This window comes from Providencia sp. PROV223, assembly GCF_028479245.1.
In the GTDB taxonomy this organism is placed as follows: domain Bacteria; phylum Pseudomonadota; class Gammaproteobacteria; order Enterobacterales; family Enterobacteriaceae; genus Providencia; species Providencia rettgeri.
Window position 1 is genome coordinate 77,015 of sequence record NZ_JAMPNG010000006.1, and the last position, 13,436, is coordinate 90,450.

The 13,436-nt window shown below is 37.3% G+C and carries 14 protein-coding genes and 1 tRNA gene; 9 read left to right on the plus strand and 6 right to left on the minus strand.

From position 1 onward, the window contains the following. The first annotated feature begins 326 nt into the window (after positions 1–326). Positions 327–926, plus strand: a complete 600-nt coding sequence (locus PR767_RS09185; RefSeq protein WP_109911631.1) for a YrbL family protein — start codon at positions 327–329, stop codon at positions 924–926. A gap of 750 nt (positions 927–1,676) precedes the next feature. Continuing rightward, complete coding sequence (gene mepS, locus PR767_RS09190; protein ID WP_004911920.1) at positions 1,677–2,261, plus strand: bifunctional murein DD-endopeptidase/murein LD-carboxypeptidase; 585 nt, start codon at positions 1,677–1,679, stop codon at positions 2,259–2,261. A 252-nt stretch (positions 2,262–2,513) separates the two neighbouring features. Here mepS and PR767_RS09195 read toward each other — a convergent pair whose 3' ends face one another. The 3 genes from PR767_RS09195 to rsuA all read right to left on the minus strand — a co-directional run bounded on the left by PR767_RS09195 (position 2,514) and on the right by rsuA (position 5,381). Continuing rightward, entirely contained in the window at positions 2,514–2,855 is a 342-nt protein-coding gene (locus PR767_RS09195) for a hypothetical protein (RefSeq protein WP_004260080.1), read from the minus strand. Between the two features lie 615 nt (positions 2,856–3,470). Continuing rightward, positions 3,471–4,655, minus strand: a complete 1,185-nt coding sequence (locus PR767_RS09200; RefSeq protein ID WP_004911923.1) for a Bcr/CflA family multidrug efflux MFS transporter — start codon at positions 4,653–4,655, stop codon at positions 3,471–3,473. Positions 4,656–4,658: 3 nt separating this feature from the next. After that, complete coding sequence (gene rsuA / locus PR767_RS09205) at positions 4,659–5,381, minus strand: 16S rRNA pseudouridine(516) synthase RsuA (RefSeq protein WP_272520204.1); 723 nt, start codon at positions 5,379–5,381, stop codon at positions 4,659–4,661. A gap of 223 nt (positions 5,382–5,604) precedes the next feature. Between rsuA and PR767_RS09210 the strand changes: the two genes are divergently transcribed. Then, positions 5,605–7,362 (plus strand): DEAD/DEAH box helicase, encoded by a 1,758-nt coding sequence (locus tag PR767_RS09210; RefSeq protein WP_272520205.1) that lies wholly within the window; start codon positions 5,605–5,607, stop codon positions 7,360–7,362. 166 nt (positions 7,363–7,528) lie between these two features. Beyond that, the gene (gene rplY, locus PR767_RS09215; protein WP_004260060.1) at positions 7,529–7,810 is read left to right on the plus strand and encodes a 50S ribosomal protein L25; all 282 of its coding nucleotides are present in this window, start codon (positions 7,529–7,531) and stop codon (positions 7,808–7,810) included. A gap of 96 nt (positions 7,811–7,906) precedes the next feature. On the opposite strand, the gene yejK is transcribed toward rplY, so the two are convergent. Continuing rightward, positions 7,907–8,908: a nucleoid-associated protein YejK gene (gene yejK, locus PR767_RS09220; RefSeq protein ID WP_004911936.1), complete on the minus strand. Its 1,002-nt coding sequence runs from the start codon at positions 8,906–8,908 to the stop codon at positions 7,907–7,909. Positions 8,909–9,150: 242 nt separating this feature from the next. Between yejK and PR767_RS09225 the strand changes: the two genes are divergently transcribed. The 4 genes from PR767_RS09225 to PR767_RS09240 all read left to right on the plus strand — a co-directional run bounded on the left by PR767_RS09225 (position 9,151) and on the right by PR767_RS09240 (position 11,962). Next, positions 9,151–9,378: a YejL family protein gene (locus PR767_RS09225; RefSeq protein ID WP_004911940.1), complete on the plus strand. Its 228-nt coding sequence runs from the start codon at positions 9,151–9,153 to the stop codon at positions 9,376–9,378. A gap of 21 nt (positions 9,379–9,399) precedes the next feature. Then, positions 9,400–11,115, plus strand: coding sequence for an LPS biosynthesis-modulating metalloenzyme YejM (gene yejM / locus PR767_RS09230; protein ID WP_109911578.1), 1,716 nt, complete (start codon positions 9,400–9,402; stop codon positions 11,113–11,115). A gap of 73 nt (positions 11,116–11,188) precedes the next feature. After that, positions 11,189–11,265: transfer RNA gene (locus tag PR767_RS09235), tRNA-Pro, on the plus strand. A 277-nt stretch (positions 11,266–11,542) separates the two neighbouring features. Beyond that, positions 11,543–11,962, plus strand: a complete 420-nt coding sequence (locus PR767_RS09240) for a GNAT family N-acetyltransferase (RefSeq protein ID WP_004912109.1) — start codon at positions 11,543–11,545, stop codon at positions 11,960–11,962. 18 nt (positions 11,963–11,980) lie between these two features. Here the strand turns inward: PR767_RS09240 and PR767_RS09245 are convergent, their stop codons facing one another. Continuing rightward, on the minus strand, positions 11,981–12,514 hold the full coding sequence (locus PR767_RS09245) for a GNAT family N-acetyltransferase (protein WP_272520206.1): 534 nt from the start codon (positions 12,512–12,514) through the stop codon (positions 11,981–11,983). Positions 12,515–12,735: 221 nt separating this feature from the next. Between PR767_RS09245 and PR767_RS09250 the strand changes: the two genes are divergently transcribed. Next, on the plus strand, positions 12,736–12,996 hold the full coding sequence (locus PR767_RS09250) for a DinI-like family protein (RefSeq protein WP_272520207.1): 261 nt from the start codon (positions 12,736–12,738) through the stop codon (positions 12,994–12,996). A gap of 190 nt (positions 12,997–13,186) precedes the next feature. Here PR767_RS09250 and PR767_RS09255 read toward each other — a convergent pair whose 3' ends face one another. Beyond that, positions 13,187–13,429: a hypothetical protein gene (locus PR767_RS09255; RefSeq protein WP_004912116.1), complete on the minus strand. Its 243-nt coding sequence runs from the start codon at positions 13,427–13,429 to the stop codon at positions 13,187–13,189. Positions 13,430–13,436 lie beyond the last annotated feature (7 nt).

Genomic DNA, 13,436 nt, shown 5'->3' on the forward strand with positions numbered 1-13,436 from the left:
TTTTAAAATTATGTTATCGTCACTTTCTGTAATTTATTTACAGTTAAAGTATTTAATTTGGCTGAATTGCCTGAGGACGACATACTAATTCCAAAGGGATATTAATAATTTCATTTATGGTCGTAGTTTTTTATTTTTTGTTTTAATTATTTATCAAAACAAAATAAAGGACTTACATCACACTTAATTAACCACACAAAATGCAACACTTTATAAATAATATCTATTAGCATTAGCCCTATAATTTATGAAAATCGTCGCAACGCCACTTAAGGCTCATCTATACATCAAAAACTTTAGAATCGTTAAAGATAGTGTTAATCATCATGCATAAGAATTTAAATAAAAAAATCGCATTACCCTCTATCAATTTGATCGCATCAGGCCGACAGCGTGCTTGTTATCAGCATCCTGAATATGATGACCTATGTGTAAAAGTTCATTTAAGTGGAAGAGATGATAAAGAAACATTAAGAGAGGTTCGCTATTATAAGCGTCTATATAAAAAAAACTTCACAATAAAAACAATTTCTCATTACTATGGAACCCAGCAAACTGATCGCGGATTAGGATATGTATTCCAATTAATCAAAGATAAAACTGGAAATGTTTCACATACTTTAGATTACTACCTAAAAAACAAACAACTTTTTTTAAAACATAAAAAAAATATGAAAATTGCTTATGAGCAATTTAAAAAGAATATTTATAAAGAGGCTATCGCCACGATGGCACTTAAGACTTACAACATTGTTTACCAATTAGGTTATAAACCTCACGGCCAATTTCTGATTATTGATAACCTTGGGTCATCTAACTTCATTCCCATGGATTATTTTTCAGCTAGAATTGCTCGTGCTACCCTCAATCGCCGGTTTAATGATTTCGAGCAACGGCTTTATCGTGACTACAATATCAAGATATAGCACATACACTGATGGTTTACCTACATTATTACCGTTTGGTGGTCGACATAAATTACCTCTCACTCGCCAGTATCTATTTCATAAAGAAAATCCGAACAACAAAACCCCCTGATAAACATACAGTGAATTGACTTTCTTCATTATTCTTTGTTTGTCTTTTATTCTAACCATCCTTTTTAAAGTCTACTAAGCTATTCGTTTTACTCACAAATAAGCCGTCATTAGATATAAATTTAAACTTCTTTACATTTCAAACTTAAAAAGCACATATTTATGTAATTACACTGAGATAATAACCAAGAAAATGTGATTTAGATCATATTTCATTGACTGCAATTACCTGTGTTATAAGTAAAGATCCTTCATTGTAGACAGTTATCACATAAACCAATGGCAAATAGGCACTTTTATCTAATGTTTTGTAAATTTCACCTCTATTAACTCGCCATTTTGCTTTTGTTTATGTATGCTCTTAAAGGTTTGATTTGGGATTATTGCGATACCAAATCTTTTATGTAAAAAATGTAAAGAATGTCTTAGTAAATTTAGTCGATATTGATATATATCCTATACTCAATAAGTCATTAAATATGACTAGTACATTCGAAATTTAGTAGTGCTGCGATAAACACTTTCTGCGAAAAACACAGTTTTGGCATCTATAATGCGTTTTTCACAGGGATAAGTTTAGTTTTTTGTGTCTTTTTACACAATAAAGTACTAAAAAAATGGTAAGGGATATATATAAGAATGCTAACTCCTGAAAAACTTAAGCGCTATGCTTGGCGCATTGTTCCGGCAATTGCAATCGCCGTAACTCTCACAGCATGTACCAACCCAAAGTCTGCTAAAAACACACAATATACTGCCAAATCAGATGCACGTATGCTAAATGGTTCTGCTGGTGACTCGCTGACGATGGCATCTCAAGATGAATTCGAAGAATTAGTACAAAGTGTTGATACTAAATCTAAAATAATGGATCAATACGCAAGCTGGAAAGGCGTGGCTTATCGTCTTGGCGGTACAACAAAGAAAGGTGTTGATTGTTCAAGTTTCGTACAACGCACATTCTTTGAACAATTTGGTGTTGAACTCCCTCGTACCACTTCTGAACAAGAATCCTCAGGCAAAAGCGTAAAACGTAATAACCTAAAAGTCGGTGATATTGTTTTATTTAAAACAGGCCGAACTATGAAGCATGTTGGTATCTATATTGGCGACCAAAAATTTGTTCATGCGTCAACCAGTAGTGGTGTTATCGTTTCTGAAATGACTAACTCCTACTGGAGCAAAAGATACTATGCCGGTAGACGTATTATTAATGGCTCATAAGTTTTTTTAACATTCTATATCCCCCTTCCAATAAAAAAGCTTCCATACAATGGAAGCTTTTTTATTGGAAATCTTTATTAACTAAATTTAGTATAGCTATTTGATTCTTTTTGATAAAAATAGCTTAAATACCAAACCCACCTCACGATAACGCTCATTCAAAAACAAGTTATAAAACATAGCTGAACTAAACTTGTAACTAAAATAATAATGAATCATCGAGCCAATATAACCAAGCAAATATACTCAAAACTAAGCACTATAAAAGCCAGAAGACAGTTCTGCAATCGCGACGCCAGAAGCTTTTAAGCGACACATAGCAGCTAGCTCATCATTAGCATGAATGAATAGGCAAATTTCTTTTTGCCACTCTAAGATTGCGTTAGCGATCTGCATATCTGACAATGATTCAGACAATTGCTGCATTGCAATACAATCTGTCGCACAGTCATGGCTAAGTAGCTTCAGCCCCACAAGCTTATCGCTATCGGCATCATTCATAGGCACGACTTCAACATCCGTACCTATTTTGCCTGATAACCAGCGGTAGCTTTGCGGTAGCCTGTGCACCACCGAAAGACCTAATTTTTCCACAAAGATATCCTATTGAAACATTTTAGTATTTTGCCAAGTACTGATACTTACATTATTACTTGACCTAACACGGGCTTAAGCCAATCATTCATCGTTCAAACCGAGCTTTTAGTCATCCAAAAAGTAACATGAATGTTAAATGTCGAACTTTAAATATAACATTAAAAAAACAAAATGTCGTTAAATTTTTGTGACACAAATCATTGCACATTCATTTTAGTAGTAAATATATTAAAATTTAAACTAATTTTGATCTTTAAGCTCAACATCTCACTCAAAACACTTAACTTTTTTTTACATTTATGAAATGAAAATAGTAAAAAACAGTTTGTTTTTGAAGTTAAACCAAATTTTTATTAATGAATAATGTTGCAATAAGCATTAATTCATAAAACATAAATTTAACAAATTTAGCTCGAATGATAATTGATTTAGATCATTTTTCATTAAGGATTTTAATACCCCTATATTACTACTCGCTTTTATCGAGCAATGTTACTTTATCTCTAATAGATAAAATGAATGATCTAGGGAAGTAACTAGAAAATATTCTATTTTAAAGAAAGGGGAATTGTGTGTTCTCAGTTTCATCCATGAAACTTGAAAACATATGGTTTACTTTACTTTTTTCGCTAATAGAACAAATAACATTGATAATGCTACACAAGCAACCATAGAACCAACCATTGGCCATGCGCTCTGAGCGGGTATGAGTGATAATAAAGTCCCAACGAGTGCGCCAATTGAAAACCTTATTGTTCCTGCCAATGAAGAGACGGTTCCGGCAATATGTGGATAATTATCCAAGATCACTGCCATTGCATTAGAAGTAATCATCGCTATGCCACTAACATAGATTGCAACACCGATAACCAATGTCCAAAAATCTAATGCAAATGCCGTTGTAACAAGCAACCACACGCCCATCACAAATTGGATAATGATGCCAAAGTAAAGCATTTTTTCTGCGCCAAAATGCCTTACATAGCGGCTATTTATTGTCGTCATAATAAACAGGAAGATAATGTTGATACCAAAATAGTAGCCAAAATTCTGTGGAGACACCCCATTCAAATCGATATAGACAAAAGCACCTGCATTTAAGAACGAAAACATCCCGGCAAAAGAGAATGAACTCGCTAATATGTAGAACAGAACCTGTCTTGCTCTAAATAAAGTCGCAAATTGCCTTAATGTTGTACCAATATGAAACTTTTGCCTTTTAGCAACGGGCAATGTTTCCCGCACAAAACAGCTCACTAAAATAACGGCAACAACCGCTGCAATGGCGATACTCCAGAAAATGGCATGCCATGAAAACCAACGCATTAGCTCTCCCCCTAAAATAGGGGCTAATAACGGTGCCACCGTCATCACTAATACAACAAAAGACATACTTCTTGAGAATTCATCACGAGTAAACATATCTCGCATAAGTGCGTTAATCACAACACTTGCAGCTGCTGCGGCAAAACCATGTAAAAAACGTAACCAAATCAGTGAATCAATCGATTCAGTGATAGCGCAAGCCGCTGAAGCGATGGCAAAAACGACGACGCCACCCAAAATAACAGGTTTACGCCCAATGCTATCAGCCATAGGACCATAAAATAATTGCCCTATAGCAAAACCAAAAATGTAGCTATTGAGCGTCATTTGAATGCGCCCTTCATCTACATTAAAATAATGCATCATCGTCGGAAAGCTTGGTAGGTACATGTCGATAGCCAATGGCATTAGCATCGATAATAAACCTAGAATTAATATCAGCCCCAAATAGGATGAACGCTGCTGTTGCACTCTTTAAACTCCTGCTGTTTTTTTACGTGGTACATTAATGCTGTTGATCTCTTCTTCCGTCAGTGGGCGGTATTCTCCTGGCTCAAGAGCATCATCGAGCCAAATTTCCCCAACACGTTCACGGTGTAACCCACAAACGTGGTTTCCTACCGCTGCAAACATACGTTTTACTTGATGATAACGCCCTTCGCTAATCGTCAGCCTAACATCTCTAGGGCTAATAATTTCCAGTTTCGCTGGTTTAGTTGGATGTTTTTCCCCATTGAGCATAACGCCCTGAGCAAACTTCTCAGCAACATCTTGAGCAATATCATCACTCAATTGAACTCGGTACGTTTTTTCACAATGATGCTTGGGTGAAGTAATGCGATGTGACCATTGGCCATCGTCCGTCAATAATACAAGGCCGGTTGTATCGATATCTAAACGCCCTGCTGAATGCAGTTTTTGTGCAAGAGGCTCATCAATAAAAAAAAGAATTGTTGGATGTGTTGGGTCATCTGTTGAGCAAATATAGCCTTGTGGTTTATGTAACATAAAATAACGCGGCCCAGTAACTTGTACGAGGACATTGCCATCATAAGCGACTTCATGGTCAATCGTAACTTGAAAAGCCCCTGATTTAACGATTTCTTCATCAACCGTTACAAGCCCTGCGCGCAGTTCTCGCGCTACCAAACTTCGGCTTATCCCTAATTGCTGGGACAAAAATTTATCCAGTCGCATAGATTCTCTTAACTTGATGGAATGCCAGTGCAGCGTACAATAACGCTCAACTGTCAGAATATAGAGTGAAAGGTTGTTGTGATTGTTATCACATAATTCATTATAACAATAACCCTTGTGAAGTGATAGTTTCACCGAAACAACTCACATCTTTAGACAGAGTCATCGTTTTAAATTAAATTTAACGTCATTCACCTGATTTAATTACATAATGCTGAATAATATGCCTTTTGTTTTACGCCCATACCAACAAGAAGCTGTCGATGCGACGGTTGATTATTTTCGTAAACAGACTCACCCTGCCGTAATTGTCTTGCCAACTGGCGCAGGTAAAAGCTTAGTGATCGCTGAATTGGCGCGGCTTGCTCGTGGCCGAGTGCTGGTATTAGCACATGTAAAAGAATTAGTTGAGCAGAATCATGCTAAGTACCTCGCATATGGCCTACAAGCCGATATATTTGCCGCAGGTCTAAATCGAAAAGAATCTCAAAGCAAAGTCGTGTTTGGTAGCGTGCAATCTGTTGCTCGAAACCTTAAAGCCTTTGATGCACATTTTTCGTTAGTGATTATTGATGAGTGTCACCGTATAAGTTTGAATGATAAAAGCCAATACCAACAAATCATCCAGGCTTTACAGTCCAATAACCCTTCATTACGTATTTTAGGATTAACCGCCACGCCCTACCGTCTCAACAGTGGCTGGATTTACCAATACCATTACCATGGTATGGTACGTGGCGATGAAAATTGTTTTTTCCGTGAGTGTATTTATGAACTTCCTCTACACTATATGATTAAAAACAAATTCTTAGTACCACCTGAACGCTTAGATATGCCTGTTCTCCAATATGATTTTAGCCAAGTTTCACTGACATCATCAGGTATTTTTAATGAACAAGAGCTTAATTTGTCATTAAAAAAGCAGCAACGCATTACCCCTAAAATTATTGAGCAAGTTATTGAATATGCAGCACCATTACAAGGCTGTATGATTTTTGCAGCAACGGTTGAGCATGCAAAAGAAATTTTGGGCTATTTACCCCAAAACAGTGCGGCATTAGTGACAGCTGAAACCCCTGCTGCTGATAGGCAAGCAATTATTAACCAATTTAAAAACAAAGAATTACACTATCTCGTTAACGTTTCAGTATTAACAACTGGGTTTGATGCGCCTCATGTTGATGTGATTGCGATTTTACGACCCACAGAGTCAGTCAGCTTATACCAACAAATTGTTGGCCGAGGATTACGCCTCTCCGAAGGAAAAACCCGCTGTTTAATCTTAGATTATGCCGGTAATCCACATGATTTGTTTCGGCCTGAAGTGGGTTCTAGTAGACCCAATTCAACCAGTGTTCCCGTGCAAGTTTTCTGTCCATTGTGCCAATTTGCGAATATTTTTTGGGGTAAATGTACCTCTGATGGGCAAATTATTGAACATTACGGCCGGCGCTGCCAAGGCTGGGAAGAGGATGAAAATAGGCAGAAAAAACAATGTGCATTTCGTTTTCGCTTCAAGCAATGTCCACATTGCGGTGCAGAAAATGATATTGCTGCTCGTCGCTGCCAAAAATGCCAAGAGGTGCTTACCGACCCTGACGATATGCTAAAAGCCGCATTAAAACTTAAAGATGCATTAATCATTCGTTGCGGTGGTATGCAATTCATTACTGGAAGTGATTCCAAAGGTGAATGGATTAAAATAAATTATTTTGATGAAGACGGAACTAGCGTTTCTGAACGTTTTCGCTTAGCGACGCCCGCACAAAAACGCGTATTCGAATATCGTTTTTTACGAGAGCATCAGCGTGCTCCGGGTGTTCCATTTAAATGGAATAGTGCAAATGATATATTATTGCAGCAATCTTTATTACGTTATCCTCAATTTATTGTTGCACGCAAAAAAGAGCGTTTTTGGGAAATTAGAGAGAAAATCTTCGATTATCAAGGGCGTTTTCGCGTTGCAGATTCTCTATCATAAAGCGAAAACGATCATAATGATTGCTGGATGACGGATTTTTCGTTAAAATGCCGCCCGCCTTCCGATATCTTGTTCGCTGAATGAAGTATCCATAGGCCAAATCTCGAACCTGCTGCTGGGTCGCCTGTAGCAGGAATTTATATTTTCTTTTTATAGAGAAATAGTAATGTTAACTATCAATGCAATTGAACGTAAAGAGCAGGGTAAGGGTGCGAGCCGCCGCCTGCGCAGAGATAACCAGCTTCCAGCTATCGTTTACGGTGGCAACCAAGAAGCTATCTCTGTAACTCTTAACCACGATGAAATCATCAACCAAGAAAGCAAAGCAGAATTTTACGAAGTTCTGAACCTGGTTATCGATGGTAAAGAAACAAAAGTAAAAGTTCAGGCTGTTCAACGTCACCCATTTAAGCCAAAAGTGACGCACATTGACTTCCTGCGCGCTTAATTAAAGCCCACAGCCGAGCTTTAGAATTTTCGGGACGCCGAGTAAATAACGCCGCAATTGCGGCGTTATTTATTTCTACCGATTCAACGCCACAGCCTATTTAGCCCCCCGCCGTTGTAACTGGTCACGCAAATTAGGTGGTGTACCGCGAATGGTCAACGTATCAGTGACAGGGTCCCAAAAGATACGCTCTCCCATAAGCATCGCATCAAAGCTAATCGTGATCCCTCCGCCACTCCCTGAGAACTTCGTTAATTGCTTCAACGTTCCTCTATCGGCAGGGAAACTTTCTTCGAGTTGATAATCATTTTGGCGAGCGAAATCATCGAAGCTTTGTTCTTCAACCATTGGCAGCTCTTTTGCCAGCGCCTGTAACTCAATTTCCTCTCCAGACTGTAATTGTTCTGTACAATAACTATGCACTTGCTGGCGATAAGCTTGACGTGTGTTTTTGTCCATTTGTGCATTATCACAAAAATCGTCAAGTGCCTGTACCAAGCCTTTATTCTGAACTTTTGCATTTAGTCCCTCTGATGCAGCCAAAAAGTCCATAAAGAAATCAGATACTTTTCGCCCTACTCTACCTTTTAAGAAAGTTAAATAGCGTTTTGATTCAGGATTGGTCTCCCATTCCGTTAAATCAATACGAGCGACAATATCTGCATGAGGAATATCTAAATAATGTGTGGTGCCTAAATCCAATGATTCCGTGACAAACATGCTGTCACAACTATTGAGCACCGCAATTAATAAATATTCGACCGCGAGGTAACGGTATTGACAAAAGAGAACCACGCCCCCTTCAGCAAAAGGATATTTGGCTAATTCATCTTTCAAGCGAACGGTCATCGCACGGCTGAACCCTAAAAACTCTTCCTCGCCTTTACGCAATAACTTTAACGCATCGGCAAGTTCACTTTCTTCGTTAAATTCGCCAAATGCTTTACTTTTTGCACTATAGACGCGGTGTAACTCTGCCATCATGTCTTGTACGACACCATCTGCTGTCAATAAAGAATCCCGCAACATCACCTCTAGGGTTTGCTCATCTCTTTTAATTAACTGGTGTAAAGCTATCTGGTTAATTTCCAGACTCATTGTTGGCTCCTTCGTTATAGCGAAAATAATGTTGCGCGTATTCAAACATTGATATTATTCCTCTGCAACAGAAACCATCATTTGTTCTATTTTCAGCCTAATTACGCTGAACTAATACGCACTTTACGAATCTGAATTAGCATTATTATCACTTAAACAAAAATTTGTTGCGAAGAAAGAAGAAAAACCAGCTGTGATACGCTATGATATGTAGCTTTCATTAATTTAGGATGTCTCAATTTATGCCACAATCATCTCGCTATAGTGATGAAAAAGTTGAAGGTTTACTTTCTGACCTCGTGAGCGTGTTAGAAAAAAACCACACCCCTGTTGACCTTTCCCTCATGGTGTTAGGTAATATGGTAACGAATCTGCTGAATACGTCGGTTGCGCCTGCGCAACGTAAAATGATTGCAGAATCATTCGCAAATGCATTACTTTCTTCTGTTAAAGAAGATCAATCACACTAATTGATTAATGAAATAAACAGTATGGTCACCCACCTGCGCTACCGTGACAAAGTCTCTAACATGATTGGTTGGGGGCACTGGTTTGCACTATTCAATATACTGCTTAGCCTCGTGTTAAGTAGTAGCTATCTGTTTATTTTTGATTGGCCAGATACCCTAACTGGCCGAATTTATGCTTTCGTCAGTTGGATTGGTCACTTTAGTTTTGTGGTCTTTGCGACTTACTTACTAATTGTTTTTCCACTGACCTTTATTGTTATGTCTCAGCGGCTGCTGAGGGTACTTTGTGTTGCCCTTGCAACGGCTGGTACAACGCTATTAATTTTTGATATCCGTGTTTTTAGCCAATTTGGTTTGCATTTAACACCACAAGTTTGGGACTTGGTCATCAACCCAACTAAGGGTGAGATGGCTCGTGAATGGCAACTGATGTTTATCAGCATTCCGATTATCTTTCTTGTTGAAATGTTATTTGCGACTTGGAGTTGGCAAAAATTACGTAGTTTAAATCGCCAAACATTTGGCAAACCGCTTGCGGGTATTTTTATTGTGACCTTTATTATGTCACACCTGATGTATGCATGGGCCGATGCTAATTTTTATCGCCCTATCACCATGCAACGCTACAATTATCCATTGTCACAACCCATGACAGCCCGCAAGCTGCTTGATAGGTATGGTCTGTTAGACTTAACTGAACATCAAAACCGTGTATTCCAGCAAGGTAGCCCAACAGCACTTAAATTAAACTACCCATTGAAACCTTTAAGTTATTATGACCAAGGCGCCGATTACAACTTATTATTGTTGGTCATTGATGATCTTGGAGACAAATCTCAACAAGATTCTATGGGTGCGTTAAACGAATTTAAAGAAATCAGTACACAGTTTACGAATCACTACACTGCCGGTCTACGTAACGATACCGCGCTATTTGGCTTATTCTATGGTATTTCATCAACTTATTTCGATAATATTCTCAATGGTCGCCATCCATCAGCGCTAATCGAAGCCTTACAGCATCAAGGATATCAGTTTGGTTTATTCTCAACAGATGGCTTTAATTCTCCATTATTCAGGCAAGCTATTTTAGCGGATTACTCATTACCTGCAAAAACTGCAGATAATGACAACTTAACAGTGACACAATGGAGTAACTGGCTAGATAGCCTTAAGAATGACTCTCCTTGGTTCTCTTTCCTCAATATTAAAGGAACACCTGGAAGCGCGAAAACCAATGAACAAATCAATCGCGTGATGTCTGTATTACAGCGTGATAATCGCTTGCAAAACACCATTGTTGTTGTGACCGCAAATTACAATAACCAAGGAAAAGCAGAAAACGAGTGGTTAGATGGCAAACGCTTCAATCGTAATAATATGCAAGTGCCACTATTCATTTATTGGCCAAACACACCAGCTCAGCAAATAGATAAGCTAACTAGTCATCAAGATGTCATGACAACATTGATGCAGCGTTTACTACATGTCAGTAATCCACCCGATGATTACAGCCAAGGTGAGGATTTATTTAGTGTTAAACGTACTTACCCATGGGTGATCACCGGTGATAACGACGATGTTGTCATTACCACAGATAATGCCACCCTCTACATGGATCAAAATGGTCAGTTTAATATCTATGATAAACAAGGTGCTATAGAACGAAATGAAAAACCTGACTTGGCTGAGTTGTTGAAGATCTTTACTGAGTTAAAACGCTTTAATGAAAATTAGTGTTTAAATATCAACCAGTCGCATCTTCAGTCTATTGCTTTTAGAAGCAAAATGAGTAGTATTAATCAAAGTTCGGCATGTAGCGCAGCTTGGTAGCGCACCGTCATGGGGTGTCGGGGGTCGTAGGTTCAAATCCTATCATGCCGACCAAAATTCCCTAAGAAAACCAACCTATTACGGTTGGTTTTTTTGTGTGTGTGATTTTAAAAAGGTAAAATGGCGGTAAAACTGGTGTAAAACCCCGACATGGTTATACTAGCTTTAACCAACTGCTTATACAGTCCAAAATACTCTCAATTCAATTGATAGATAGGTATACATGCCTATTTAAGCGCTACTTATTCATATTAATCTTTTACCTAAACCAATCCTATGCTGTAATATTTTCAAATTAATACATTTAGCATTGATAAACAACTGATTGATAATGAAAACTAACTTTAGAGTCGCAACACTAATTGATATAAATGCTATATTTTCCATAGATACCATTGCGACGACAGAACGCTATGAAGACATTACCCAATGGCTCGAACAAGAAATATGTTATGTACTGGAAGCCAACAACGAAATATTGGCGTATGGTGTTCTACATTATTATTTCTATTCCCATGCTTTTATAGAGTTATTAATGGTAAATAAAAACCATCGTCGGCAAGGCCTTGGACTCACCTTAATTAATAAACTAAAAATGCAGAGTAAAACCCCAAAAATTTTTACATCTACAAACCAATCGAATACAGCCACTCAACAACTCTTAATAAAAGCTGGCTTTATTCCTAGTGGCTACATTGAAAATTTAGATGATAATGATCCCGAACTTATCTATTGCTATATATCTGATTAAAACCACCTACATGGTGAACTATAATAGCGCTTTATTCATCACAACCGTTTGCAAGGTGTGATTAAATTGCTGATACACCTCTTGAGCTATCACTTCTGGATAGCTTAATACCCTAAGCTCATGCGGCTTATTTTCTGGGTAATAACTTGGATGTGCGTGAGCGTATTCAGTTTGTTGAAAACCACAATGTTGATAAAAAGACCAACGTTTTTGGCTAACTTCATCAATAATGGGGTCTATTTCTAGAATCACTTTACCAACATCATGACAAAACAGTTTTAATACCTTTTGCCCATAACCTTGCCCTCTTAATATGGGGGAAATAGCAAGATGCTCAATGTAATAATAATCTTCGATTTTCCAACAACCAATGAAACCAATAAAAGTGCCATTCTCTTTGAAATTGAGCAAATAATAATCGCTATGATTTAATATTGCCTCTCTTCCTTGGTAGCTTCTTTGTTCATATAATGGAAAAGCTGTGTCATACAACTGGTTAATCATTGCTATCGCTTCGCTATCTTCACTTGAAACTCTTAAAGCATGTAACATTTAATCAAAACTCACCTTATAAAAAATATTTTCTAGCATACCTATTTTAAATTTTCTGACAATTAGTTATCGAGCACTCATAATATTAACTTGTTGTTTTATCTTGCTATTATTTTTTTCACTCCATTCGCTGATAAAAATATTTGTAGCTCTATATTGACTTTTTTACCTAATAGTTCTAAAAATACTGTATATTAACACAGTCTTTACTAGAGGCTATCATGTTACGTATCGAAGTATTATTTGATAAGAACGCTCCACAAAAACCGAGTTCAATTGTTTTGCAAGCACTTGAAACTGAGATTTTACGCAAACTTCAAAACCAATATCCAGATATGATAACGCGGGTTGGGTTTAGCTCACAACAATGCGTTAACATCTCTGGAACTAAAATAACGGAAGATAAAATTCGTATTGAAGAGATACTGGAAGAAATATGGATGGATGATGGTTGGATCCCAGAAGAAACAACGGTGGATTAACCTAATACTTAAAGGAATGTTTACCCATTGTGTAACATTCCTTTTTCTTTTACTAAAAGTCGTAATTAAACCCAGCCTCATCAACAAAAACACTTCTACTTGCAGGAGAATAAAAGCAAGACAATACGTTGATTATTAAAGAAACTACTTATTTAATAATTTCTCATATCTAAATTTTACTCGTTGTTAATTAATAGATTTTATGCCTAAGAAATGCTTTAATTTCTTTCACTGGATTTAATTTTTTATTTCCTTCACGAGTTATTCTAACTTGTGAAATACAGCTATCAACATTCACGCAAGTAGAAACTTCATTTAGCGTTAGAGTTGATAAGCTTACTGAGGGTGAATTATTGAAATCTTTCCCCATAAAGATTAAAGCAAATACGATTGCTACTATAAATAATGGCACCTCATAAAATACTTGTTTCATTATCAAT

Coding starts and splice junctions, on each gene's coding strand:
- yejM (WP_109911578.1), top strand. CDS start 9,400: ATGGTCACCCACCTGCGCTACCGTGACAAAGTCTCTAACATGATTGGT.
- mepS (WP_004911920.1), top strand. CDS start 1,677: ATGCTAACTCCTGAAAAACTTAAGCGCTATGCTTGGCGCATTGTTCCG.
- yejK (WP_004911936.1), bottom strand. CDS start 8,908: ATGAGTCTGGAAATTAACCAGATAGCTTTACACCAGTTAATTAAAAGA.
- PR767_RS09255 (WP_004912116.1), bottom strand. CDS start 13,429: ATGAAACAAGTATTTTATGAGGTGCCATTATTTATAGTAGCAATCGTA.
- rsuA (WP_272520204.1), bottom strand. CDS start 5,381: ATGCGACTGGATAAATTTTTGTCCCAGCAATTAGGGATAAGCCGAAGT.
- PR767_RS09240 (WP_004912109.1), top strand. CDS start 11,543: ATGAAAACTAACTTTAGAGTCGCAACACTAATTGATATAAATGCTATA.
- PR767_RS09185 (WP_109911631.1), top strand. CDS start 327: ATGCATAAGAATTTAAATAAAAAAATCGCATTACCCTCTATCAATTTG.
- PR767_RS09210 (WP_272520205.1), top strand. CDS start 5,605: ATGCCTTTTGTTTTACGCCCATACCAACAAGAAGCTGTCGATGCGACG.
- rplY (WP_004260060.1), top strand. CDS start 7,529: ATGTTAACTATCAATGCAATTGAACGTAAAGAGCAGGGTAAGGGTGCG.
- PR767_RS09250 (WP_272520207.1), top strand. CDS start 12,736: ATGTTACGTATCGAAGTATTATTTGATAAGAACGCTCCACAAAAACCG.
- PR767_RS09225 (WP_004911940.1), top strand. CDS start 9,151: ATGCCACAATCATCTCGCTATAGTGATGAAAAAGTTGAAGGTTTACTT.
- PR767_RS09245 (WP_272520206.1), bottom strand. CDS start 12,514: ATGTTACATGCTTTAAGAGTTTCAAGTGAAGATAGCGAAGCGATAGCA.